Here is a 25,995-nt window from a genome sequence, read left to right on the forward strand (position 1 = left end):
AGAGAAATGTGGGGGAAATTCCCCCACAAGACTAGTTATCGCAAGATAACGTCGCTTGAACCAGCGTGCTTCCGCTGCTGATACTGAAAGAGCATAGCCTTTCTTGCATTAACAATGAAAAACACAATACCGTAAGACACACGGTAACTAGCCCCAGAAGGGCAATTTTGGCCATTCCTCTTGACTCCTTTTCTAAAAGGAGACAGAATCAAATTGTTAGGGTTTGAGACTGCCTCGGATTAAGATTAACATCTAAATTCGGGGCTTTCGTCTTTTTGGCTTTAGCAAATGCTTGAACCAAAATGATCCAAGCACCCACTATGATAATAACAAAAAAGGGCTATAAACGAAGTCTTTTTACTGATGATTTTATTTGATAATCATTATTATTCAGTGGGTTAATGTTAGCTGATAACCTATTATGCGATGTTATAAATTTCCATTTAATCTTCTAAATAATCGTTGATCCCATTCGGCAAAACTAGCTGGCTGGCAACATTCCCTGCAATTTCACGACCAACTAAGAGTTCGATTAATTTTAAGGCGAAATCAAAAGATGTTGCGGGACCTTGGCTCGTTAGCAAATTAACTCGCTCATCAAAATAAACTCGGCGGTCAACCCATTTATTGGCTGAAATTTTATCTTTCATGGCAGGATAACCCGTCATATTGCCAAGTGGGAATAGTTGATGGTACTCCAATACAATGGCTGGCGCTGCACAAATAGCTGCGACAATTTTGCCATCAAGATGCATGCGGCGAACCTTTTCGACAACCAGAGGGCTATCACGGAAAGTCTCAGCGCCAGCAAGCCCTCCTGGAAGTACGATTGCGTCAAAAGGTTCATCTGCGACTTTAATTAATGGTGTGTCTGCGACAATTTTCATTCCTCTAGAAGCAGTAACCTGTAAGGAGCTATCCTCAGTTACACTGGCTAAAGTAACATTAATACCGGCTCTGACTAATAAATCTGCGCTAGTCACGGTTTCTATTTCTTCACTACCATGAGCGATGCAAATTAGAACGGAAATCGTCATATTGTTGTTCTCTATTTTTGACTAAATGATAAAGGCGGTCATTTTCAGGAGTACTAAGCCCATGAGCTCGCGCTTGTTTGATTAAAAAACCCGTAATGTAATCAATTTCGGTACGGCGGTTATTGCGCACATCTTGCAGCATAGAAGAATAGTTAGCCGAAGTATTATAAATAATGCTGTATATATACTCGGTTAGCTCTAATTTATCGGTATGTAGCCCTTCTGCTTCCATAACAGCGCAGATTTCATCTATGATTTGTGAAATTTGTTTCGGGTAATCAATTAGCTGCCCATTTTTACAGTCATATTCAACCGTAAGCGGGTTAATCACGCAGTTTGCGATAAGTTTGCGCCAACAGGTTGTTTGAATATGGTTATGCCAAGCGACGTCTGGTAAAGCTTCATGTAAAATATCTGCAATTGGGTAGTAAGCTTGTGCTTGTGAATTAATTGCACCGATATGCGTAATACCATGAGCGACATGGAATACTTGGTTATTTTTTTGCCAAGCAGCGTGTGTTGTGACACCCGCTAAAATTGGGTGGCGTATAGGGGCGAGTTCTTCGATTGTTCCCATTCCATTGTGGAGCAATAAAATTGGCGTATTCTCAGGGATATTACCGAGTAAGGGGAGTAGGGCATCGGAAACTTGCCATGCTTTTAAACACACGATAACAAGCTCACTTGTTTGCAGATGGTTAATATTATTGCAAGGAATAAGTTCTCGGAAAGTACGCCCACTGGGGTCATTAACATCGACAAATAAATCAGACTGAGCAACACGTAACCAACCTTGTGTTTCGTGCCCTTGCAAGGTTAGTGAGGAAAGCCACAATTTACCTATTGCACCACAACCAATTAGGGTTATTTTCATTGTTTCCCCTTTCATATCGGATCTCTAACGTCTTATAAGGTAAGGCGGAAGTGATTTTTTCTTAGTATATACTGTTAATACGTTGAGTTGTAGTAAACGAAATCTAGTGGTCCTTGATAACTTGAAGTAGGGGGAGCAAAGACGGTATTATGCGGGCAACCTAAAAAATAATTAGTCGAGGTTTTAGTTATGCCATCGTTTGATATTGTATCTGAAGTTGAAATGAATGAAGTGCGCAACGCAGTGGAAAATGCACAGCGTGAGCTAACAAGCCGTTGGGATTTCAAAAATGTTGAAGCCAGCTTTGAACTAAATGACAAAAATGAGTCAGTGAAAATCACCAGTGAGTCTGATTTCCAAGTACTTCAGTTAGTCGATATTTTAAGAGAAAAAATGGCAAAACGCGGTATTGATGGTGCGGTATTAAATGTACCAGATGATATTGTACATAGCGGGAAAACCTATAGTGTTGAAGTGACATTCAAACAAGGGATAGACGCTGCTATTGCTAAGAAGATAATAAAATTGATCAAAGACAGCAAGCTAAAAGTACAAGCGCAAATTCAAGGCGACCAAGTTCGTGTGACAGGTAAAGCTCGCGATGACTTACAATCGGTTATGGCGCTCGTGCGTGGTGGTAATTTAGGTCAACCTTTCCAGTTTAATAATTTTCGCGATTAATCATTGTGAAACTTACATGTTAAATAGTTAGCCCATTTATTATGGGCTAACTATTTATTGCTTATTGTGAGTTGATAATCGCTTCGAGTTGTTCCCTGTTAATAATCTTTCTATCAACTTTAACGTAAGCACTTAACTCTTCATCTACAACGAGCGCTTCCATGACTCCATTTTGTGCCTGTAATTTTTGCTCAAGAGCGCGACTATCTTCAATGTGTTTTGGTAATTCGATGCGAATACTGCTGACATAAGGCGGTTGTTGCATTGTTAAGCTAATAACAAACCAGATAACCGTTAAAATTAAGCCACCAATAAAGACAGTGCTTGCCCCTTCAAAATTGTATAACCACCCACCGACAATACCACCGATAGCGACACCTAAAAATTGGCTAGTGGAGTAAACACCCATTGCGGTTCCTTTGTAACCAGCGGGAGCTTCCTTACTAATCAGTGATGGTAAAATGGCTTCCATAATATTAAAGGCAATAAAAAACAGTTGAATACCTAAGAAAATAACCCATAAGTGATTACCTGAAAGCCATAATGTCACTTCAGCAGCAGCGAGCAGTACGATGCAAAATAGAAAGACTTGCTTCATCTTGCGGTATTTTTCAGCATAAATAATGAAAGGCAGTACTGTTACAAAGGCAATTAGCATGGTAACTAGGTAGGCTTTCCAATGATCGGGGGCTAAAAAACCAGCTTTTGTCATAATGAGTGGCAAGGCAACAAAACTCGACATTAACAAGGTATGTAAACATAAAATACCTATATTCAATTTCAGTAATTGTGGCTGAGCAAGAACGGTTTTTAAGTTACCTTGAACAAAGGCTGACTCACGGTTTAAAACATGGGTATTGGTGTCTGGAACAACAAAAATAGTGAGTGCGATAGCGCCGACAGCGAGAAGTGCGATCCCCCAGAATAGGCCATTTAACCCAATCATATGGGTAATAATAGGGCCCAAAACTAATGCGATGGCAAATGTTAAGCCAAAGCTAATGCCTAGAAATGCCATAGCCTTGGTTCGATTTTGTTCGCGGGTTAAGTCAGAAAGTAATGCCATTACAGCCGCAGAAATCGCCCCAGCTCCCTGAAGGGCCCGACCGATGATAATTCCCCAAATAGAATCACTTAATGCAGCAATAATGCTACCGAGAATAAAGATCACTAACCCAATAATAATGAGTGGCTTACGGCCTATTTTGTCTGACATTAAGCCAAAAGGAACTTGGAAAATGGCTTGGCTAAGGCCGTAAATACCGATAGCAACACCAACTAAAAATTCGCTAGCGCCCTGTAAATGCATCCCATAGCTGGTCAAAATGGGTAAAACCATAAACATTCCAAGCATGCGCAAGGAAAAAACAGAACCTAACCCCCAAGTGGATCTAAGCTCTGTGGATGTCATTTTATTATCATTCATTTTTATTCTTCATATTTCGTGCTGTAGCGGTGTTGGCTTCTCTCGGCTCCTTAGGTCACATACTGATGTATGCTCCCTAAGATATCCTCGTTTGCCGCCTTGCTACAACACGAACTATTTTGAATAAAAAAGTGATGTTGTAGCAAAATAATTTAAACCAAACTATCAGTATGTTAGCTGTAGCGGTGTTGGCTTTTCTCGGCTTCTTAGGTCACATACTGATGTATGCTCCCTAAGATATCCTCGTTTGCCGCCTTGCAATAATATTCTTCATATTTCGAGTTGTAGCGGTGCTGGCATCTCTTAGCTACCTAGGTCACATATTGATGTACGTTCTCAAGGATATCTTCGTTTGTCGCTTTTCTATAATTCAATCTATTTTGAATCTTTATAAGTAGAACTGATATTTTTAATGTATAAAATCAATGGATTATAGCTTTTAATAGTGCGTTTTATATCTAGCTTATAATAGCAAGGGGCTATTTAACCATAAAATTGCGTCATAAGGGTAGGCAGAATAAGTAAAAATGGGTCATTAACGCAAGGAATGGTAAATGAAAACGGCGGGGGAAACCCCGCCGTTTAGGCATAGTTATCATCAGTAACTAGAAAAGTTATCTGACGAGAGCTATAACAGTATCGCTTGAAACAATAGGATCAACAGACATCATCACGCTCAATGAGGTTATAGCTACGATTGAGAAGATGAATAATTTTCTAGCCCAAACACGGTCGTCATTTTCGGTTTTAAAACCGGAAATAGCCATACCGAGCCACCACAGGCTAACTGCTGCACCTACGATTAAATACTTATAGCCCGCATATCCACTGATAGCTAACATTAGTGTTGCGACCATGAATGCTAGGATATATAGGAAAATATGTGTCTTAGCGACAGATATCCCCTTGATAACCGGTAACACAGGAATGTTTGCGGCTTTATAATCCTTGAAGCGGAAAATAGCAATGGCATAAGAGTGAGGCATCTGCCACAAGCTGAAAATTAATAGCAGGATCAATGCACCTGTATCAAATTCATTTGTGACAGCGCAGTAGCCGATAACTGGTGGTGCTGCACCAGATAGACTACCAATCAACGTGCCATAAACTGATTTACGTTTCATATAGAGGCTATAAACGCCTACATAAACAATGAAACCGATAACTGCAAGTAGCATTGCCAAAGCATTGGCTGCTACAAGTAGTAGCAGCATACCCGCAATACCTAATACAGTTGCGTAAATCAGGCTAACTTTCGGGTCAATCAGCCCTTTAACTAACGGGCGATTCTTTGTTCTTTCCATGATACGGTCGATATCACGGTCGATGTAGTTGTTAAAAACACAACCAGAAGCCACGACCAGTGATACACCCAGCAAAGTCGCAACGAACAGCGGGTAATCTATCGAGCCTTTAGAGGCTAATAAAAAACCGCCGATCACAGAAATCAAGTTTCCGAATATAATTCCTGGTTTGGTCACTTGCAGGTATTGCTTAAACATATCGGCAACTCTTTAGTCGAGCATCATATTGATGTTCAGGTTGTACATAATCCACAGCGAGCCGACAACAACAATGCCGACAATTAGCATGGTGAACAGAAATGCAACCAGGTTCCAACGCTCATCTGATGAGGTATTCATATGTAAGAAACATACTAAGTGAACCAGTATTTGCACAACTGCCATGCCAACAACAGTCCAGAGGATTGTTGATGTTGACGCCGTGCCTTCCATCACCATCCAGAACGGAATGACGGTCAGGATAACTGATAGAATAAAGCCAATCAGGTATGTTTTAACGCTACCGTGGCTTGCTCCAGTGTGAGCATCTTTTGCATGACTCATTTAAATAGCCCCCAGAAGATAAACAACGGTAAATACACAAATCCAAACCACGTCTAAGAAGTGCCAGAACAGGCTTAGACAATTCAAACGTGTTTTGTTTACATCAGTCAGTCCACGACGAGTAACTTGGATCATCATGATAATAATCCAAATGAGACCCGCAGTTACGTGTAAACCATGCGTTGCAACTAGTGCAAAGAAGCCAGATAAGAAACCGCTACGGTCAGGACCAAAACCTTCAGCAATCAGCTCATGGAATTCATAAACTTCCATGATAACGAAGCCAAGACCTAACAAAAACGTTGCAAACAGCCATAAGTTAACGGCAGCAATCTTACCTTTATGCATCGCAATCATTGCGAAGCCATAAGTGATACTACTTACCAAGAGTAAGAAAGTTTCGCCTAATACGAACTTCAGACTGAAGATATCTTTACCAGCTGGACCGCCAGCAGTTCCATCGGCCAAAACAACATAGGTAGCAAACAAACAAGCAAACAGAATCAAGTCGCTCATGATATAGAGCCAGAAACCGAATACTTTCGTTCCACCTGCATCGTGGTGCCCATGCTCAGCATGGGCGATATTTTGGTTAGTCATTGTATTAGTTGACATCGTTCACACCTGCCTTACGTAATTCTTCAAAGTGCTTATTCTCGATTTCTTCGATTTCAGCCACAGGTACGTAGTAATCAACATCTTCGTCGAAGCTTTTTGCAATCCAAGTTACGATCATTCCACCGAAACCAATGATTGCCATCCACCAGATGTGCCAAATCATTGCGAAACCTAAAATCAAGCTAAATGCGGCGATAATAACGCCTGCGCCTGTATTTTTCGGCATATGAATTTCTTCATATGAAGTTGGTTTCTTATGAGCAAGACCTTTTTCTTTTAGATCCCACCAAGCATCACGAGTTTGAACATGTGGCTCAATCGCGAAGTTATAGAATGGTGGTGGAGAAGAGGTTGCCCACTCAAGAGTACGTCCACCCCATGGGTCACCAGTTAGATCACGGTTTTCATGGCGGTCACGGATACTCACAATGATTTGGATAACTTGACATGCAATACCGAGTGCGATTAAAGCAGCACCGCCTGCGGCAACGACTAACATTGTATGATAAGTCGGGTCAATATTCTGGCTTAAGCGACGGGTCATACCCATAAAGCCCAGAATGTATAACGGCATAAAGGCTAAGAAGAAACCGATGATCCAGAACCAGAAGGCACGAACACCCCATTTCTCATTCAGCGTGAAGCCGTAAGCTTTCGGGAACCAGTAAGTCATACCTGCGAAGCACCCGAATACTACACCACCAATGATAACGTTATGGAAGTGGGCAATCAGGAATAAGCTGTTGTGCAGAACGAAGTTTGCACCAGGTACGGCTAACAGAACGCCGGTCATACCACCTACAGAGAAGGTGATGATGAAACCGATAGTCCACAGCATTGGAGATTTATATTCGATACGGCCTTGGTACATAGTAAACAGCCAGTTGAAGATCTTAACCCCTGTTGGGATTGCGATAATCATCGTGGCGATACCGAAGAAGGCGTTAACGTTCGCGCCTGAACCCATCGTAAAGAAGTGGTGCAACCAAACGATAAAGGACATAACGGTGATAACGATTGTTGCCCAAACTAATGAGGTATAACCGAATAAACGTTTTTTCGAGAAAGTTGCTGCAACTTCAGAGAATACACCGAACACAGGCAGAACAAGGATATACACCTCAGGGTGACCCCATGCCCAAATCAGGTTGATGTACATCATCATGTTGCCGCCCATATCGTTGGTGAAGAAATGGGTACCTAAATAACGGTCTAACGTCAGAAGAGTCAGCGTCACAGTTAAGATAGGGAATGCAGCAACAATCAATACGTTAGTACATAACGCAGCCCAGCTGAATACAGGCATTTTCATCATCGACATACCCGGCGTACGCATACGGATAATAGTTGCGATGAAGTTAACCCCTGTTAATAGTGTACCAATACCGGATATCTGGAGACTCCAGAGCCAATAATCGACCCCGACCCCCGGATTGTACTCCAAGCCAGATAGTGGCGGATAAGCTAACCAACCTGTTTGTGCGAATTCACCTACCCCTAAAGAGATGTTGATAAGAACAACACCGACTACAAAGAACCAGAAGCTCAATGAGTTAAGGAATGGGAAGGCAACGTCGCGTGCACCAATTTGCAGAGGTACAACGAGGTTCATCAGACCGACAACAAATGGAGTTGCCATGAAGAAAATCATGATAACGCCGTGTGCGGTAAAGATTTGGTCATAGTGATGAGGGTTTAAGAAGCCCTCTTGGCCAGCAGAAGCAAGTACTTGCTGACCACGCATCATAATCGCATCCGCAAAGCCACGGAACAACATGACCATAGCGACAATGATGTACATGACACCAATTTTTTTATGGTCAACAGAAGTCAACCATTCTTTCCACAACCATTTCCACTTACCAAAGTATGTAATCGCACCGACCAGTGCGAGTCCACCAAGGACAATACCAATCAGTGTGACAACGATAATTGGCTCATGGAGCGGAACTGCATCTAGTGTTAATTTTCCGAACATGCCCTTATTCCTCAGCGCCTGCTGCATGAGCACTGTGGCTCATTTGCATTGAATTGCCTGTAGTTTCTTTATGATCAGTCATTGAATGACCTTCATTTTCTACAGGAGCGTGACCTTTATGGTGCTCATGACCAAACTTCAGAACGATATCTTCATAAAGTTTAGGTTTCACGCTTGAGAAGTAGGTAACAGGAACGTTCATGCTTGGCTTAGCGACTTCGTCGAACGCCTGCATGGTATCCATTGTTTTAGGAGAAGCTTTTACCTTTTGTACCCACTCATCAAAACCTTGGCGGTCAGGAGTTGCAATAGCATTAAACTTCATATCAGAGAAGCCATGGCCACTATAGCTTGCAGAGAAGCCTTTATAAGTACCTGGTTCATTAGCGATTAAGTGAAGCTTAGTTTGCATACCCGCCATCGCGTAGATTTGGCCACCTAATGATGGAATGAAGAAAGAGTTCATCACCGAATCTGACGTGATTTTGAAGTTGACTGGCACACCCGTAGGGAATGCAATTTCGTTAACTGTAGCAATACCTTGCTCTGGATAAATAAATATCCATTTCCAGTCAGCCGAAATAACTTCGATTGTGACAGGTTCCTGATCACTAACTAATGGCTGATATGGGTCCAGCTCATGTGTTGTTTTCCAAGTAATAGTACCTAGAATAATGATAATGATGATAGGAACAGTCCAGCAGACTAACTCTATTTTATTTGAGTGAGCCCAGTTTGGACGGTACGTAGCTGACTTGTTGGATTCACGATATTTCATAGCGAAGATGATCGTCATGAAAATAACAGGAATAACAACAAGAAGCATTAAGCCAATTGCAATAAGAATTAGCTCTTTTTGTTTAACGCCAACGGCGCCTTTTGGATCCATCAACACCATATCGCACCCACCTAATAATAAGGCAGCTACAACGAGTGAGATTGCTCCGATACTTTTTTTGTAGTTCATAAGTCTCATCCACGACCCCAAATGACAAAGATTCTAATTGTCGTTTCATCAGTGCGGGCATTTTACGGTAAGGTTATGCGAGTGTAAATGATTGTAAGGCAAAGAAACGGAATTGTTAGCTCTTTATGTTAATATGATCACATGTAAAGAACTTATAAAGAAAAAGTTAAAATTGATACGTATTATAAGTATATATTGATAAAAGCCCGCTAATACTAAATTATCTTAGTAATTATTCAAAGAAAAATATATACAAAAGAAGCATAAAAACAAGCGAACTGATATGAATGATAAGTAAAATGCTAAGGGAAGTTACGGTTTTTATTGCTGATAAAACCATTTTTATGGTTTTATCAGCAAAACAGTAAAGAAAAATTATTACTTTACTGATAAAAAAAGAAAAATAATTAAATGCTAATGCAATTTTCTGGAGCGCGTTAGAATGTATACTTTAATGTATAAATGATTGCATCTTGGTAAAAAGTATCCCCTAACTTATTGTCAGCATAGCGATATTGCACACCCGCAGATAAGTGCTTGGTTGCATTCCACCAAAAAGCGACCGCCCCATTTATGCCATCGCGTTTGCCACCGTTATAGCGTTTATTTCTTGCAAATTCCATTTCGTGCCAGTTGGTGATCATAAAGTTTTCTTCTAACACGTTGAAATTATAACCGGCAACCCAACCTGCGACATAGCCATTATTTCCGGAATAGAATGTTTGGTCTGTATAATTCAATGCGATAAACGGTTTAAACCACAAGTCACCAAATGCGGTGTTATAACCGATACCATATAGCGTATTGACGTCATGGAAGTTGCCACCATATTTAGCTCCCGGCAATGACCAAGTTCCATAAACATGACCATACAAATTAAAACCCGTATCACCTAAATAGTAACGACCAGTTGTTTTAATGGTATAGCGGCGATTACGTCCGGAATCGGTGTGCTGAGAGTGGAACGGGTTTTCTAGATCAAAAAAACCATATAATTCACCCCAATTAAAATTAGCTCCTCCCTCTAATTCAATATAAGCAAAGTCTTTTTTACGCGTAGTCGTTTTTGTTTTTGTTTCAGTACGATGTGACCAATCTAAATAGTTTACATTGATATCAGCAAAGCCATTTTGATAGCCAATAAAATCGTCAGAATATGCCGTTCCGGCTATAGATGCTAAGGTTGCTATGCAAATGATTTTTTTCATAATAGATTATTTTCGTTTAATGATTAATAAGGTTGGGTTGTACGCTATCTGTTAACGCATTAGACAGTCCGCCTTTAACTTGTGATATATTAGTCTTTAAAATTGCAATTAAGAAATATATTTCAGTGTTATGGTGATCGTAATCACGATATTGAGTTGGATTTAGTTAAATTTGCTATTTGGGTCTAATTTAATCAACAGATCAGATTCCCTAAACTAATAAGTTCTATTTAGGGAATTGATTTAATGGATGAGGGGGATTTAATGAAGGACTAGGATTGAGACGTTTTACGGACAGCTAGAAAATCTAAGCTACCACCTATAATTAAACTGATAGCGCCAATACTAATACCTGTATTAAATATTAGATTTTGATAACTAGGGAGAGCCAACCAAAACTCAATTTGTGTTGTAAATAAATACAGTTTCATGCCACTAAATGAGAACACAAGTAGCGAAAGCAGCCAAATAGATAGAAAACTGACCGCAGTAATTAGAGCATATACGGCAAAGCGATAACCTTTGGCATATAACTCACGGCGCTGAAATAAGCCTGTAGTCTGTGTGTAAACCAAAGAGGTTCGGCAAGCTAATAATAGTAAAACCCCAGGAACAGCCACACCAATTGAAATTAGGTAGAAAAGCGGCCAGCCATAATTACTGACAAAAATACTAGCAATTGGCCCAATATATACACGCCCTACAGCAGAAAGTGCTGAAAGCAGTGCAAATTGCGTTGCTGACAATGATTTATTACACAATGTCATTAACAGGGCAACAAATGCAGCTGTTCCCATACCAGAGAAAATATTTTCAAGAAAAATAATTGAACCCATGGTGAGAATGTGTGGAGGTGTGATTGCTAAAAACCAATACCCTATATTTGACCCGCCTTGCAGTAACCCAAAAAGAAACAGAGCCTTAAATAAGCTCATGTTTTTCATTAGGTACCCACCTAAAAGCGCCCCAATAATGGTTGCTGCCATCCCAACCGTTTTATTGACAGTGCCAACCTCACTTAAGCTAAAGCCTAATGCATTCAATAAAAAGTTAGTATTCAACGCCATTACAAAGGCATCGCCGAGTTTATAAAACACTAACAGTAATAAAATCAGCCAAGCATTGTTGCGGCTAAAGAATTCAGCTAAGGGTTCGTAGATGGCTTTTTTTAGGGATGTGGGAGGAGCAGTATCTTCTTCAGGTTCTTTGGCTAGCAGTGTTGCGATAACACCAATAACCATTAACCCTGCCATCAGTAGGTAGAGTTGTTTCCAGGTTAAAAACTTATCGGCTAACCAAAGTGCAAGCCCACCAGAAACGAGCATGCTGATCCGATAGCCCATCACAGAGGTCGCAGCGCCAATTCCACGTTCTTCTGCACTGAGTAAATCGGTTTTATATGCGTCAAAAACAATATCTTGGGAGGCAGAGCAAAATGCAACAGTGACAGCTAACGCAGCAAGATACCATAAGTGTTCAGAAGGGTTCATGAAACCCATCGCGGCAATACTGATAATTAACAAAATCTGAGTTGTTAATAACCACCCACGGCGTCGGCCGAGGAATGGCGGGGTATAGCGATCCATCATAGGGGACCACAGAAACTTCAATACATAAGCTTGACCGACTAATGAAAAGAAACCAATGGTTCTGATATCAACATTTTCAACAGTTAACCAAGCCTGTAAAGTACCCGCAGTAAGTGCTAAAGGCAGCCCTGAGACAAAGCCTAAAAGAATTAAAGTAATATTATTGGGTAGTGTAAAACGAGGCATAATCCCCTCTAGGCCTAATGTTATATTGCTGCAATACATTGACTGGGGAGACATTGCACTGCGGAGCTAGTCGCCGCGCTAGGCTACCCAAGTCATGGTGATTAAAACTTGGATAGCTTAATACGTTATAGTGTAGATTGCCCGATTAATAGCGTGAATTCTGTCTGATAAAATCGGTGATTTCTTGGTCTGTAGCCATATCTGCAATTAAATCAGCCAATGCACTATTGATAGCAGTTTCTATTTTGGCATTACTCGCAGCCAACAATTCTTGCGTATTAAAGTTGCGTGTGAATGAACGCGTTTTGGTCGAACCATTCGGGGCTGTAGCTATAATACTAACGCTAGAGTTGACGGTAATATTGTGGCGTAAACTGCCTTCAGCAACTTTAGTCTCTAATTTATTCAATTGAACCACTAAATTCACATTTGCAGGCGATGTCACCATGAAGCCGCGCGCTGCCATTTGTTTTTCTACTGCTTCTTGCATGAGGTAACGCGGGTCACGCGATGGGTTAAGCACGACTAAGCTACCATTACGATTCACTTCTGCTAAGGACTTATTAGTGCGGTTATCAACACTACTGACACTAATCGATGTTGCATTTAATGTCGGGTTTTTAGCAGGTAAAGCAATTTTCGGTTCAAGTGATAGCGTGTTGCTGCTAGTTGCACATCCAGCGAGCAGGAACAACGCAACAAGTGGAAAACACAGTTTTTTTAACATAATTTTTCCCAGTTCATCTTTCCTAATTGAAAATGTTTCGTTATGGTGCGGGTAGCCGTTATACAATATAGAATGTTGTGGTTTATTTTCCCTGAACGGTTAGACAACATTTTTTAAAAAAATTCGCACTAACGTATCGCTATCATAACATTGCCAAATCATAATCGGGTATTTCTATAATAAGAAGACAACATTAATTAAGATGTGCAATATAGTTTACTGAACTTACCAATACTAGAGAGAATCACAATTTAAGGAGTATTTTATGGTCGCTAATGCATCGCAAAGTATGCAAGATCGAGTGAGCCAAAAATTACAAACTGCTTTTGAACCTTCACATTTAGATGTGATCAACGAAAGTCATCAACACAATGTATTACCCGGTTCAGAAAGCCATTTTAAGGTAGTTTTAGTCAGCGATAAATTTGAGAATAAACGAATGCTTGCTCGTCATCGTGAAATTTATGCTATTTTAGCCGATGAATTAGCGGGGGGCATCCATGCTCTTGCTTTGCACACTTATACACAAAAAGAATGGGATGAGCTTGCCAATACGGCATTAAAATCGCCAGCCTGTCGTGGTGTTGGTGGAGTAAACCGGTAATTTTTAGTTTCAGTTAATAGACTGAAACTATTCTTTTGATAATTTATCATTCCTATGATGGGTTTGATGAGTATTTTTTCTTCAAATTTTGAAGGGAAATAAAAAATTTAGTCAGAAAAGTCACAAATAAAGAGGAAAAATCGCTTCTTTTCTCAGCTTTTCTCGACTCAGGGCGCATGCATCGGTATAATGCTGCGTCTAATTTTCAGTAAGGTTTCGGGACGCTTCTGATATCAGGGATGACCGTTATGAAAGTAACGCCCCCGGTTCTGGAAGGGAGACAGCCAATATGATTTAATGGCATAACTCTGGAGTAGACCGATCACTAAGATTTATTTTGAGGTAAGAAGATGCAAGTTTCTGTTGAAACGACTCAAGGCCTTGGGCGTCGTGTAACAATCACCGTTCCTGCCACTGATATTGAAAAAGCAGTAAATAGCGAGCTAGTCAGCGTTGCTAAAAAAGTGCGTATTGATGGTTTCCGTAAAGGGAAAGTACCAATGAACATTGTTAAACAACGTTACGGTGCGTCAGTTATGCAAGACGTTCTGGGCGATGTTATGCAACGCAACTTCATTAACGCTATTATTGAGCAAAAAATCAACCCAGCGGGTGCGCCTAGTTACAAACCAGAGCAACTCGAAGACGGTAAAGATTTTGTCTATTCAGTTGAATTCGAAGTTTACCCAGAAATCGAATTAACAGGTTTAGAAACGATTGAAGTTGAAAAACCGGCTGTATCTGTAAAAGATGAAGATCTGGAAAGCATGTTAGAAACTCTGCGTAAGCAACAAGCGGAGTGGAAAGAAGTTGAAGCAGCAGCAGAAGCTGATTCTCGTATCACTATCAACTTCACTGGTTCTATCGATGGTGAAGAGTTTGAAGGTGGTAAAGCAGAAGACTTCGCATTAGTTATGGGTGAAGGTCGCATGATCCCAGGCTTTGAAGAAGGCGTTGTTGGCCACAAAGCTGGCGAAGAGTTTGAGATTGAAGTTAACTTCCCTGAAGATTACCATGCTGAAAACCTGAAAGGTAAAGCAGCAAAATTTGCTATCGTTCTGAAGAAAGTAGAACAGCGCGAATTACCTGAATTCACTGAAGAATTCATTAAGCGTTTCGGTATCGCTGATGGTTCTTTAGATGGTCTGCGTGCAGAAGTTCGTAAAAACATGGAACGTGAACTGAAAAATGCAGTTCGTAACCGTGTGAAGGCTCAAGTATTAGAAGGTCTGATCAAAGCTAATGACATCGAAGTTCCAGCAGCGGTTGTTGATGGTGAAATCGATGTTCTGCGTCGCCAAGCTGCACAGCGTTTTGGTGGTGATGAAAAACAAGCGATGGAATTACCACGTGAACTGTTCGAAGAACAAGCTAAACGTCGCGTTGTTATCGGCCTGCTGTTAGGCGAAGTGATCAACAAAAATGAGCTGAAAGCTGACGAAGATCGCGTTAAAGCGCTAATCGAAGAGATGGCATCTGCATACGAAGATCCAGCTGAAGTTATCGAATACTATAGCAAAAACGAAGAGTTAATGAACAGCGTTCGTAACTTAGCTTTAGAAGAACAAGCCGTTGAAACTGTACTGGCGGTTGCTAAAGTGACAGAAAAAGAAACTAACTTTACTGAGCTGATGAACCAAGTTCAAGCTGGTTAATTTTTTTCTTGCTGTAGAAAATAAAAAACCCGTAGTGTGTTACTGCGGGTTTTTTGTCAATTAAAGCCGTTAAATTAACACTTTTGTGAATTTAGCTAGGTTAGCCTTGAAAATCACATTTAAACCCTAATTATATTATCTATACTTCAAGTAGCATGAATGTGCTCACTATACTTCAAGCTGTAATGTGGTTGATTATGTTTATACATACTAGTTACATACAAATGTGCACTCTAAGAGGCTGATTGGCTTGTGGTCTAGCTACCACGTGAATGATTTAGAGTATAGTTTTTGATTTGCGAAAAGCTTTAATTGAGATTTGAATTATTTTAAATAGCTTAACATTGAAGAAAGTGCTGATATCAGCCTAACGAGTTATTTCGCAAATTTTGAAAATCAGGTAAGGTTTTCTAATGGGATAATCCGTGTAACCTAATTAACTTGTGTTAAACTATTTTCAACAGCGTCTTGTTTACTGCAGCATATTTAGCTGCATTTTCTTCTTAATTTTTATCTGTGACGCGGTTAAATTTTAGCTAAACTAAAAATAAGAAGATCGCAACAGGTTGCAGGCACGGTCTTTTTTTAAGGCAGATGTTTTAAAGACAGTTGTTTGTGGCACGATCTCTGCTCTATATAGCGGACAGAAAGCAAATTAGGCGCAAGCACCAGAACGTTTTTAATAGGAGATTTCGATGTCACATTTTGGCAGTCAGGAACAATTAGCATCCCAAATGGCACTTGTGCCAATGGTCGTAGAGCAAACCTCCCGTGGTGAGCGCTCATATGATATTTACTCACGTCTATTAAAAGAACGGATTATCTTCCTGACAGGTCAAGTGGAAGACCATATGGCGAACTTAATCGTCGCTCAAATGTTATTTCTTGAAGCAGAAAACCCTGAAAAAGATATTCATCTGTATATTAATTCACCTGGTGGTGTGATTACAGCAGGAATGTCAATTTATGACACAATGCAATTTATCAAGCCTGATGTGAGTACTATTTGTATGGGGCAAGCATGTTCCATGGGGGCTTTCTTATTGACAGCAGGTACGAAAGGTAAACGTTTTTGTTTACCTAACTCACGAGTCATGATCCACCAACCATTGGGTGGCTACCAAGGCCAAGCGACAGATATTGAAATTCATGCTCAAGAAATCCTCAAAGTGAAAGCACGTATGAATGAGCTAATGGCTCAACATACTGGGAAATCTATTGAAGAAATTAACCGTGACACGGAGCGTGACCGTTTCTTATCGGCTAATGAAGCAAAAGAATATGGTTTAGTCGACCAAATTTATAGTAGCCGTTAATGGGTCAACTTTTGGTATAATTAGTTTATACCATAAACTATTTTAAGAAATTGCGGCTTTGTTTTTAGCTTTAATTAAGAAAAACAAAGTGGTATAGATAAAAGTGAGGTCAACTGATGACAGAGAAACGCAAAGAGGGGACAGGCAAACTGCTTTACTGTTCTTTCTGCGGAAAAAGTCAGCATGAAGTTCGTAAGCTGATTGCCGGTCCGTCAGTCTATATTTGTGATGAATGTGTAGATTTATGTCTCGACATCATCCGTGAAGAGATCAAGGAACTTGCACCGCATCGCGAGCGTAGTGAATTGCCGACTCCACATGAAATTAGGCAACATCTTGATGACTATGTTATTGGCCAAGAAAAGGCAAAAAAAGTCTTAGCTGTTGCGGTATATAATCACTACAAGCGCCTACGTAATGATGATAAAACCAGTGATGGTGTTGAACTAGGTAAAAGTAACATTTTGCTTATAGGGCCAACAGGTAGCGGTAAAACTCTCTTAGCTGAGACATTAGCTCGTTACTTGGATGTACCGTTTACAATGGCTGATGCAACAACATTAACTGAAGCTGGTTATGTTGGTGAAGACGTTGAAAACATCATTCAAAAGCTTTTGCAAAAATGTGACTATGATGTTGAAAAAGCACAGCGTGGAATTGTATATATAGATGAAATTGATAAAATTTCACGTAAATCAGATAACCCATCAATTACTCGTGATGTTTCCGGTGAAGGTGTGCAGCAAGCGTTACTGAAACTTATTGAAGGGACGGTTGCGGCGGTACCACCACAAGGTGGTCGTAAGCACCCTCAACAAGAATTTTTGCAAGTTGATACATCAAAAATCCTGTTTATCTGTGGTGGTGCATTTGCCGGTTTAGACAAAGTCATTGGGCAACGTTTAAACACGCGTTCTGGTATTGGCTTTGCTGCGGAAGTTAAAGGTGAATCAGAGAAAGCAACGGAAGGTGAATTGCTAACTCAAGCAGAGCCAGAAGACTTAATTAAGTTTGGCTTAATTCCTGAATTTATTGGCCGTCTGCCAGTTGTTGCAACGCTGACAGAACTAAGCGAAGAAGCATTAATTCAGATTCTGCAAGAACCAAAAAATGCCTTAACCAAGCAATACCAAGCGTTATTTAGCCTTGAAGGGACTGAACTCGAGTTTCGTGAAGAAGCATTAAAGGCAATTGCGAAAAAAGCAATGGCACGTAAAACGGGTGCACGTGGTTTACGTTCTATTGTTGAAGCGGCATTGCTGAATACTATGTATGACCTTCCTTCAATGAGTGATGTTGAGAAAGTTGTTGTCGATGAAAATGTAATTAACGAACAGTCTGAACCTTTGTTGATTTACAGTAAACCTGAGGCTCAAGCTTCTGGCGATAACTAATCCTTAATAAACGTTCAATAATTAATCAAACAAAATGAGGGGTTTCCCTCATTTTGTTTTTTATGTTCAACTAGCTATTGAATGCTAAAATCTTGTCCCCATATAGTTTATATTCTGAGGTGTGGTTTCCTTGTTTTAGAAAGTAATTTTAGAATAAGAAACAGAAACCCTTAAACTAGCGTGAGCTAAACGAAGAGAGAGCTTTATGAATCCTGAGCGTTCCGAACGCATTGAAATACCAGTATTGCCTCTGCGTGATGTAGTGGTATACCCACATATGGTGATCCCACTGTTTGTTGGACGTGAAAAATCCATTCACAGTCTGGAAGCAGCGATGGATCATGACAAGCAAGTGATGCTGGTTGCGCAAAAAGAAGCCTCGACTGATGAGCCAGGGGTGAATGATTTATTTGCTGTAGGTACTGTTGCATCCGTTATTCAGATGCTGAAACTACCTGATGGCACCGTTAAAGTCCTCGTTGAAGGGCTAAAACGCGCACGTATTACGAGCTTGACTGATAATGGCGAATATTTCTTAGCACAAGCGGAATATTTAGCCCCAGAACAAGATACACAAGCTGAAAACGTAGTTTATGACGAAACAACCGCGGGCTCTCAGTCATCAAGTGTACTTGATGAAAAAGAAAACGAAGTTTTATATCGTACTATTGTTAGTCAGTTTGAAAGCTACATAAAACTAAATAAGAAAATACCACCTGAAGTACTAACGGCATTGCATGCAATAGAGCAAGATCAGCTAGATAAACTAGCGGATACCATTGCGTCTCACATGCCATTGAAATTAGCTGATAAGCAGCGTGTTTTGGAAATGGCAAATATTGCTGAACGCGTTGAATTCTTGATGGCAATGATGGAATCAGAAACTGAATTGCTGCAAGTAGAAAAACGTATCCGCAATCGCGTTAAAAAACAGATGGAAAAAAGCCAGCGTGAGTACTATCTGAATGAGCAAATGAAAGCTATTCAGAAAGAGCTTGGTGAAATGGACGATGCGCCAGACGAGTATGAATCGCTAAAACGTAAGATTGAAGAAGCGAAAATGCCAAAAGAGGCACAAGAAAAAGCCGAAGCTGAGTTGCAGAAGCTGAAAATGATGTCTCCGATGTCTGCAGAAGCTACAGTTGTTCGTAGCTATATTGATTGGATGGTACAAGTACCATGGAATAAGCGTAGCAAAGTTAAAAAAGATTTAGTTAAAGCGCAAGAAGTGCTAGATACCGATCACTACGGCTTAGAGCGCGTGAAAGATCGGATTTTAGAATATCTGGCAGTACAGAGCCGTGTTAGCAAAATTAAAGGGCCAATTCTTTGCTTAGTTGGGCCTCCGGGCGTTGGTAAAACGTCATTGGGGCAATCCATTGCGAAGGCAACAGGCCGTCAGTACACTCGCATGGCTTTAGGTGGGGTACGTGATGAAGCAGAAATTCGTGGTCACCGCCGTACTTATATTGGTTCTATGCCGGGCAAACTTATCCAAAAAATGGCTAAAGTTGGGGTGAAAAACCCGCTATTCCTATTGGATGAAATTGACAAGATGTCATCTGACATGCGTGGCGACCCCGCTTCTGCATTGTTAGAGGTCCTTGATCCAGAACAAAATATTGCATTTAATGATCACTATTTAGAAGTCGATTACGATCTGTCCGATGTTATGTTTGTTGCGACGTCTAACTCGATGAATATTCCGGCGCCATTATTAGACCGTATGGAAGTTATTCGTCTTTCTGGTTATACAGAAGATGAAAAACTGAACATAGCGAAAAAACATCTATTGTCTAAGCAAATAGAACGTAATGCTTTGAAAAAGGGTGAGCTTACTATTGATGATAGCGCCCTAATGAGCATCATTCGTTACTATACTCGCGAAGCTGGTGTACGTGGTTTAGAGCGTGAAATTTCAAAACTGTGCCGTAAGGCAGTTAAAGCTTTATTAATGGATAAAAAGCTTAAGCATATTGAAATTAATGCAGACAACCTGAAAGACTATCTGGGCGTTCGTCGCTTTGATTATGGCCAAGCGGATACTGAAAACCGTGTAGGGCAAGTTACTGGTCTTGCTTGGACTGAGGTTGGTGGTGACTTACTTACCATTGAGACCGCCTGTGTTCCAGGTAAAGGTAAGTTAACTTATACCGGTTCTTTAGGTGAAGTGATGCAAGAATCTATCCAAACGGCATTAACCGTAGTTAGAGCTCGTGCAGAAAAATTGGGTATTAATAGCGATTTTTATGAAAAACGCGATATTCATGTCCATGTTCCTGAAGGCGCGACACCGAAAGATGGTCCAAGTGCGGGGATTGCCATGTCAACGGCATTGGTATCTTGCTTAACGGGTAATCCTGTTAGAGCAGACGTGGCTATGACAGGGGAAATTACATTAAGAGGGTTAGTTTTCCCAATCGGTGGCTTAAAAGAGAAACTATTGGCGGCACACCGTGGAGGGATTAAAACCGTATTAATCCCTAAAGAAAACGAACGTGATTTAGAAGAAATTCCTCAAAATGTGATCGCTGATCTGGAAATTCATCCAGTAAAAACTATTGAAGAAGTGCTTTCTTTGGCTTTAGTTAACCCTCCATTTGGGGCTGAAGTTGTAAAAAATAAAGCTAAAAGAGTGAGCTGAATCAAGAAGTTTGTATAAAATTAAGGCTGATAGCTAATTTAGGGCTTGTCAGCCTTTTTTTTCATAGCTACTTTAGCGATGATTCTGATAATTGTTTGTATGTAATCTGTTCTCTTGCCATTGGTAATCAGGATTGATATAACGACTGCATCATTAATTAACTATACTAATAACCGTTAGAGTTAATTAAGAGATTTATAGTCCAACTAATATGGGGATGATAAGAGTGAATAAAGCTCAACTGATTGATCAAATCGCTTCTGATGCGAATATTTCTAAAGCTGCAGCAGGTCGTGTTGTTGACGCGTTCGTCGCTACTGTAACGGGCTCTCTTAGTAAAGGGGACGATGTTGCTCTAGTTGGCTTTGGTACTTTTTCTGTTCGTGAGCGTGCAGCACGTACAGGCCGTAACCCTCAAACGGGTAAAGAAATTAAAATCGCTGCGGCGAAAGTTCCAGCTTTCCGTCCAGGCAAGGGTCTTAAAGACGCTGTTAATAGCTAATTAGGTATTTAAGTTTGTCTTTCTTGCATTTTTGCGAAAACTCAAACTGACGGAATGTCTTTAATCAGCTAATATATAAGCGCACCATGTAAATGGTGCGCTTTTTTTTCTTTCTGAGTTAAGATTAGCGTATTATCAGGAAATTGAATTCAACAAAGCGGAGTTAAGCCTTTTTATGATGGAAAATTTACGCACAAAGGCAAATAGTCCTTTGCTCAAAATAATACTAGCGCTGATAATCCTTTCATTTGTGTTAGGTGGCGTTATGATGGGCGGCATCGGAGGCAATAGTGCAAATACTGCAGCCGAAGTTAACGGTCAGCCAATTAGCAGGGAACAGTTGCAGCAGGCCTTTCAGCAGGAACGTCAGTCATTGCAAGAATATCTGGGAGATAAATTCTCAGAAGTGGCTAGTAACGAAGAAAGCATGAATTTGCTGCGCCGCCAAGCACTTGATAACTTGATTAACAATGAATTGATTAATCAATATGCTAATGAACTAAACCTGTCAGCAAGCGATCAGCAAATTGAGCAATCTATATTCTCAATGCAAATTTTCCAAACAGATGGTCGATTTGATAGCGAAAAGTACCGTGAGATTTTACAGCGTTACAATATCAATGCAGATAGCTTTGCAGCACAAATTCGCCAAGACCTTACACGCGCACAGTTAGGTAAAACCTTTACCGGTACAGATTTTGCTTTGCCATCTGAGGTTAAAGCATATGCACAACTGTATATGCAAGAACGTGAAATTCGTACGGCAACGTTACCTTTAGCTGATGTTCAAGGTAAACAAACCGTTTCAGACGATGAATTAAAAGCTTATTACGATGCTAACCAAGATAGCTTTATTTCACCTGAAAAAGTGAAAGTAAGCTATGTTGAAATGGATGCGGCATCTATGCCAGCAGCAACAGTATCTGATGAAGATGTGAAAGCATATTATGAGCAAAACCTGAAAAACTATACTCAGGCTGAGCAAAAACAATATAGTATGATCCAAGTAGCTTCAGAAAAAGAAGCAAATGATATCCTAAATGAACTAAAAGCAGGGGCTGATTTTGCTGCCATTGTAGCTGAAAAGTCGACGGATATATTCAGCGCTAAACAAAAAGGTCTTATTGGTTGGATGGAAGCATCATCAACACCAAGTGAGATTGCTGATGCAAAATTAACTGAGAAAGGCCAACTTTCTGCCCCAATCAAGTCACAAAATAACTATATTATTTTCCGCTTAGATGATATTAAGCCAGAATTAACTAAGCCTTTTGAACAAGTTAAAGAAAGTATCAAAAACAGTTTACTGCAAGATAAAAACATCAAACAGTTCTATGACTTACAACAAAAGGTTAGTGAAGCAGCAACAAATGATATGGAATCATTAGTTTCAGTTGAATCTGTTTCAGGTTTGAAATCAATCACAACGGATTGGTTTGACCGCAATAATCCTCCGGCGGCACTTAACTTCCCGAAAGTGATTAACGAGGTATTTAGTGATCGCTTAGTTGATAAAAATGGTTCTAAAGGTATTAACTCAGACGTTATTAACGTAGAAGGTGACCGTGCATTTGTTGTACGTGTTACAGAGTATAAGCCTGAAAACATTGAACCTTTTGACACTGTTAAGCCTGAAATAGAAGCTTTAGTTAAACGTCAAAAAGCAGAAGCAGAACTTAAAGCAACGAGTGAGAAACTACTGGCTGAGCTGAAAGCAGGTAAAGGCGAAGAAGCTCTGAATGCAGCAGGCATTAAATTTACGGATGTTCAAACAGTTTCACGTTTGATGCCACAGACTGCGATTATCAATGCATCAATGGAAATGGCAGAACCGGCTGAAGGTAAACCAAACTATGCCATTGCACGTGATGAAGCTGATAATTATGTGATTATTCAGTTAGATAAAGTCACTTTAGGCCAACCAACGGAAGATGAGTTAAAACAGCTGTCACGTGAATACCAAGGGGCGATGAGCTCCGCGGTTAACGAAGCTCTGATGCTTAACTTACGTGAAAATGCAAAAATTGAAGTGTTGAATATGGAATAATTGCGAGAAGCTTCGCAATTTAATTTGCAACATTATAAATGAAAGGTCACCTTTGGGTGGCCTTTCACATTTAAATAACCCTCTGAAAGCTTTCATTGTTTTTCTTTGTCATTGTTACTCCTCAACACACACAGGAGAATCATTATGTTATGGAATACAGTGATGAAACATGGGGCTAATACCGTACTTCTTCTTTCTCTATTAGGGGCTTTTACTTCTTTTTCTTTAGCGAAAAAGATTGAAGCGGAAAAACCCACAACAGCACTTGTGCAAAAAAAAGCGTCAAATGAGAACTCACAACTCATATCTTCAGAGCAATCAGACAAAGTCAATATTAATTCAGCAAGTGTAGATGAGCTAGCACAAAAGCTGAGTGGCATCGGCAAACAAAAAGCGAAAGCAATTGTTGAATATAGGCAAAAGTATGGGGCTTTTAATTCAATTGAAAATATTCTAGAAGTTCAGGGGATAGGGCCTGCATTTTTAGAGAAAAATAAAGATAAAATTGTACTGTAGTTGAATATTCCCCATACATTGTGGTTCATTCAATTGTATGGGGATACCATTTTAATGGTGGGTAATTGAGCTGTAATATTAATTTATTGTAAATAATTTGGGAGCTAGATCTTATTTCTGGTATTCATTCAGCATATTTTCCGTACATTTGTTATTTTTATGTTATCTAAAATTAAACTGGTCGGAGTAGTTAGAATGACAACACATGTCAAGATCCATGGTTACCATATTGATGTTTTCCAACATGTTAATAATGCACGTTATTTGGAATTTTACGAAGCAGACCGTTGGGAATGGATGAATAAGCGTAATTTCATTAATTGGGCGATAAAAAATAATCTAACTATGGCTGCGGTGAATATTAACGTAAATTATATCCAAGGAGTGCTGTTAGGTGATGAGCTTACTGTTGTAACGCGTATGGATAAAATAGGCTCTAAGAGTGCGGTGTGCTATCAGCAAATTATCCGTAATAACGCGGGGGGAGCAGAAGTGGTATCTGACGCTTATGTTACGTTTGTTTTTATCGATAATATAACTAATAAAGCCATTGTTATAGATGATGAGTTACGTGAAAAACTAGCATCGTTCAAATCAGGGACTGATGATTTCATTCAGAACTAGCCTACCTAAAAAGTGGTTAGGCAGGCGTATCTCTGTTCGGTTTAGTTTGTTTTTTGTTGCTGCTGTTTTAGAGAGAGCATGACAGCTTCTTTGTCATCTAAATATTCATGTAAGCCTTTGCTTCGTAGGTGGCATGCAGCACATTCACCACATCCGTCACCTTGAATCCCATTATAGCAAGTGAGTGTTTGCTTCCTAATGGTCTCAAGGTGGCCATAACTGTCGGCAAGAGCCCATGTTTGGGCTTTATTCAGCCACATTAATGGGGTTTCAAAACGTATATTTTTAGCGAGCCCAAGGTCAACCGCGTGGTTAAGGGCTTTGACAAACTCATCTCGGCAATCAGGGTAACCGGAAAAGTCAGTTTCACAAACACCAGTAATGACGGCTTCAGCTTGTACTTGGTAAGCATATATTGCCGCTAATGTGAGAAATAAAATATTACGACCGGGTACAAAAGTACTTGGCAGACTGCTCGATTCGCTTTCTGTAAAATCAGGCACAGGGATATTATCCCGAGTTAAACTACTGATCGCTAACTCATTGAGTAAGGTCACATCTAAAACCTTATGAGCATTGGCACCAAGTGATACACTTAACTTTCGTGCAACTTCGATTTCAAAGCGATGACGCTGCCCGTAATCAAAGGTAACACAATGCACTTCGTCATAGTTTTGTAAGGCCTGAATGAGGCAGGTTGTTGAGTCTTGCCCTCCGCTAAAGACCACCACTGCACGTTTCATAGGGACTCCTTGGTGATATCACGTTGCTTAAAAAGAGTATTAATTCTCTGCTTTCATGTTAGCGACACTGTAATTTAATTAACAGTTCTATTTTTATAAATTTCCATTGATTAGCGTGCTATTTGTACTCTTATTTGGTTATCTGGGTAAAATTCTTCTATAATAATGTCAATTGGTAACATTTTTATTGTTTTTAAATGATGAGATTTTGCTTAATATTGGTAATTCAAATAATAGAAAGATAAAAGAGCATTTCCACCTAAGCCATGAGGGCAATTATGTTAGATAAAATAGACAAAAAACTGCTTTTTTTATTACAAAATGACAGTAGTCTATCTTTAAATACCCTGGCAGAAGCTGTCAATTTAACCTCTACACCATGCTGGAAAAGACTAAAACGACTCGAAGATGATGGCTATATTCGGGGTAGAGTAACGTTATTAGATGGTGAGAAACTTGGGTTAGGTTTAACTGTCATCGTAACAATTAAAACACAGCACCATAATAGTGAATGGTATGAACAGTTTGTGTCTTTCGTGAGTCAACTTCCTGAAGTGCTAATGTTTTATCGCATGGCTGGTGAATATGACTATCTTATGCAGGTAGAAGTTCACGATATGAAATCCTACGATTTGTTTTACAAAAAACTGGTTAATGGGGTACATGGCTTAATTGATGTAACGTCCAGCTTTGCGATGGAAAAAATTAAATATACCACGGTGCTGCCAATCCCCGATTAGCGCAATTTTGTTGGTAAACGACACGAGCGTTTCAGTTATGTATAAATAAATTAACATTATCCAAGGCAGTAA

General features: G+C 40.0%; 24 protein-coding genes. 11 read left to right on the forward strand and 13 right to left on the reverse strand.

The window, feature by feature from the left end; genetic code table 11:
• Positions 1 to 31: 31 nt before the first annotated feature.
• The 3 genes from ACHB7C_RS12340 to panE all read right to left on the reverse strand — a co-directional run bounded on the left by ACHB7C_RS12340 (position 32) and on the right by panE (position 1,911).
• Positions 32 to 175, reverse strand: coding sequence for a Hok/Gef family protein (locus ACHB7C_RS12340; RefSeq protein WP_004914564.1), 144 nt, complete (start codon positions 173 to 175; stop codon positions 32 to 34).
• 268 nt (positions 176 to 443) lie between these two features.
• On the reverse strand, positions 444 to 1,037 hold the full coding sequence (gene yajL / locus ACHB7C_RS12345) for a protein deglycase YajL (protein ID WP_042846926.1): 594 nt from the start codon (positions 1,035 to 1,037) through the stop codon (positions 444 to 446).
• A complete protein-coding gene (gene panE, locus ACHB7C_RS12350) occupies positions 1,000 to 1,911 on the reverse strand; it encodes a 2-dehydropantoate 2-reductase (RefSeq protein WP_395347476.1) in 912 nt (303 codons plus the stop codon). Before panE ends, yajL begins: the two co-directional genes overlap by 38 nt.
• A gap of 189 nt (positions 1,912 to 2,100) precedes the next feature.
• On the opposite strand from panE, the gene ACHB7C_RS12355 reads away from it, so the two are divergent.
• Positions 2,101 to 2,592 carry a YajQ family cyclic di-GMP-binding protein gene (locus ACHB7C_RS12355; protein WP_042846924.1) on the forward strand — a complete coding sequence of 164 codons (492 nt, stop codon included), beginning with the start codon at positions 2,101 to 2,103 and terminating at the stop codon, positions 2,590 to 2,592.
• 61 nt (positions 2,593 to 2,653) lie between these two features.
• On the opposite strand, the gene ACHB7C_RS12360 is transcribed toward ACHB7C_RS12355, so the two are convergent.
• The 9 genes from ACHB7C_RS12360 to ACHB7C_RS12400 all read right to left on the reverse strand — a co-directional run bounded on the left by ACHB7C_RS12360 (position 2,654) and on the right by ACHB7C_RS12400 (position 13,138).
• Positions 2,654 to 4,018: an MFS transporter gene (locus tag ACHB7C_RS12360; protein ID WP_042846923.1), complete on the reverse strand. Its 1,365-nt coding sequence runs from the start codon at positions 4,016 to 4,018 to the stop codon at positions 2,654 to 2,656.
• A 614-nt stretch (positions 4,019 to 4,632) separates the two neighbouring features.
• The gene (cyoE, locus tag ACHB7C_RS12365; protein ID WP_042846922.1) at positions 4,633 to 5,520 is read right to left on the reverse strand and encodes a heme o synthase; all 888 of its coding nucleotides are present in this window, start codon (positions 5,518 to 5,520) and stop codon (positions 4,633 to 4,635) included.
• A gap of 12 nt (positions 5,521 to 5,532) precedes the next feature.
• Positions 5,533 to 5,865 (reverse strand): cytochrome o ubiquinol oxidase subunit IV, encoded by a 333-nt coding sequence (locus ACHB7C_RS12370; protein WP_042846921.1) that lies wholly within the window; start codon positions 5,863 to 5,865, stop codon positions 5,533 to 5,535.
• Positions 5,866 to 6,480: a cytochrome o ubiquinol oxidase subunit III gene (locus ACHB7C_RS12375; RefSeq protein ID WP_042846920.1), complete on the reverse strand. Its 615-nt coding sequence runs from the start codon at positions 6,478 to 6,480 to the stop codon at positions 5,866 to 5,868. It lies immediately after the preceding gene.
• Positions 6,470 to 8,461 (reverse strand): cytochrome o ubiquinol oxidase subunit I, encoded by a 1,992-nt coding sequence (gene cyoB, locus ACHB7C_RS12380; RefSeq protein ID WP_042846919.1) that lies wholly within the window; start codon positions 8,459 to 8,461, stop codon positions 6,470 to 6,472. The genes ACHB7C_RS12375 and cyoB overlap by 11 nt, the downstream gene beginning before the upstream one ends.
• Before the next feature lie 4 nt (positions 8,462 to 8,465).
• On the reverse strand, positions 8,466 to 9,437 hold the full coding sequence (gene cyoA, locus ACHB7C_RS12385) for a cytochrome o ubiquinol oxidase subunit II (protein WP_042846918.1): 972 nt from the start codon (positions 9,435 to 9,437) through the stop codon (positions 8,466 to 8,468).
• A 428-nt stretch (positions 9,438 to 9,865) separates the two neighbouring features.
• Positions 9,866 to 10,636 carry an outer membrane protein OmpK gene (locus ACHB7C_RS12390; protein ID WP_198861143.1) on the reverse strand — a complete coding sequence of 257 codons (771 nt, stop codon included), beginning with the start codon at positions 10,634 to 10,636 and terminating at the stop codon, positions 9,866 to 9,868.
• Between the two features lie 272 nt (positions 10,637 to 10,908).
• Positions 10,909 to 12,411: a muropeptide MFS transporter AmpG gene (ampG, locus tag ACHB7C_RS12395; protein ID WP_042846915.1), complete on the reverse strand. Its 1,503-nt coding sequence runs from the start codon at positions 12,409 to 12,411 to the stop codon at positions 10,909 to 10,911.
• A 145-nt stretch (positions 12,412 to 12,556) separates the two neighbouring features.
• Positions 12,557 to 13,138 carry a YajG family lipoprotein gene (locus ACHB7C_RS12400; RefSeq protein ID WP_042846912.1) on the reverse strand — a complete coding sequence of 194 codons (582 nt, stop codon included), beginning with the start codon at positions 13,136 to 13,138 and terminating at the stop codon, positions 12,557 to 12,559.
• Positions 13,139 to 13,403: 265 nt separating this feature from the next.
• Here ACHB7C_RS12400 and bolA point away from each other — a divergent pair, with 265 nt between their 5' ends.
• The 9 genes from bolA to ACHB7C_RS12445 all read left to right on the forward strand — a co-directional run bounded on the left by bolA (position 13,404) and on the right by ACHB7C_RS12445 (position 24,440).
• Positions 13,404 to 13,742, forward strand: coding sequence for a transcriptional regulator BolA (bolA, locus tag ACHB7C_RS12405; RefSeq protein WP_071547712.1), 339 nt, complete (start codon positions 13,404 to 13,406; stop codon positions 13,740 to 13,742).
• A gap of 350 nt (positions 13,743 to 14,092) precedes the next feature.
• On the forward strand, positions 14,093 to 15,397 hold the full coding sequence (tig, locus tag ACHB7C_RS12410; RefSeq protein WP_042846908.1) for a trigger factor: 1,305 nt from the start codon (positions 14,093 to 14,095) through the stop codon (positions 15,395 to 15,397).
• 695 nt (positions 15,398 to 16,092) lie between these two features.
• Positions 16,093 to 16,713: an ATP-dependent Clp endopeptidase proteolytic subunit ClpP gene (gene clpP / locus ACHB7C_RS12415; protein WP_042846907.1), complete on the forward strand. Its 621-nt coding sequence runs from the start codon at positions 16,093 to 16,095 to the stop codon at positions 16,711 to 16,713.
• 116 nt (positions 16,714 to 16,829) lie between these two features.
• Positions 16,830 to 18,107, forward strand: coding sequence for an ATP-dependent protease ATP-binding subunit ClpX (gene clpX, locus ACHB7C_RS12420; RefSeq protein ID WP_395347479.1), 1,278 nt, complete (start codon positions 16,830 to 16,832; stop codon positions 18,105 to 18,107).
• A gap of 205 nt (positions 18,108 to 18,312) precedes the next feature.
• Positions 18,313 to 20,751, forward strand: a complete 2,439-nt coding sequence (gene lon, locus ACHB7C_RS12425; protein WP_042846905.1) for an endopeptidase La — start codon at positions 18,313 to 18,315, stop codon at positions 20,749 to 20,751.
• Positions 20,752 to 20,977: 226 nt separating this feature from the next.
• Positions 20,978 to 21,253 carry a nucleoid-associated protein HU-beta gene (gene hupB / locus ACHB7C_RS12430; protein WP_004914513.1) on the forward strand — a complete coding sequence of 92 codons (276 nt, stop codon included), beginning with the start codon at positions 20,978 to 20,980 and terminating at the stop codon, positions 21,251 to 21,253.
• Between the two features lie 175 nt (positions 21,254 to 21,428).
• Positions 21,429 to 23,300: a peptidylprolyl isomerase gene (gene ppiD, locus ACHB7C_RS12435; protein ID WP_349483829.1), complete on the forward strand. Its 1,872-nt coding sequence runs from the start codon at positions 21,429 to 21,431 to the stop codon at positions 23,298 to 23,300.
• Positions 23,301 to 23,444: 144 nt separating this feature from the next.
• The gene (locus tag ACHB7C_RS12440) at positions 23,445 to 23,816 is read left to right on the forward strand and encodes a ComEA family DNA-binding protein (protein WP_071547714.1); all 372 of its coding nucleotides are present in this window, start codon (positions 23,445 to 23,447) and stop codon (positions 23,814 to 23,816) included.
• A gap of 195 nt (positions 23,817 to 24,011) precedes the next feature.
• A complete protein-coding gene (locus ACHB7C_RS12445; protein ID WP_129466855.1) occupies positions 24,012 to 24,440 on the forward strand; it encodes a thioesterase family protein in 429 nt (142 codons plus the stop codon).
• Between the two features lie 41 nt (positions 24,441 to 24,481).
• Here the strand turns inward: ACHB7C_RS12445 and queC are convergent, their stop codons facing one another.
• The gene (queC, locus tag ACHB7C_RS12450) at positions 24,482 to 25,183 is read right to left on the reverse strand and encodes a 7-cyano-7-deazaguanine synthase QueC (protein WP_198861145.1); all 702 of its coding nucleotides are present in this window, start codon (positions 25,181 to 25,183) and stop codon (positions 24,482 to 24,484) included.
• A 278-nt stretch (positions 25,184 to 25,461) separates the two neighbouring features.
• Here queC and ACHB7C_RS12455 point away from each other — a divergent pair, with 278 nt between their 5' ends.
• The gene (locus ACHB7C_RS12455; RefSeq protein WP_042846899.1) at positions 25,462 to 25,923 is read left to right on the forward strand and encodes an Lrp/AsnC family transcriptional regulator; all 462 of its coding nucleotides are present in this window, start codon (positions 25,462 to 25,464) and stop codon (positions 25,921 to 25,923) included.
• Positions 25,924 to 25,995: the final 72 nt, after the last annotated feature.

The organism is Providencia sp. 2024EL-00732 (genome assembly GCF_044006275.1).
In the GTDB taxonomy this organism is placed as follows: Bacteria; Pseudomonadota; Gammaproteobacteria; order Enterobacterales; family Enterobacteriaceae; genus Providencia; species Providencia huashanensis.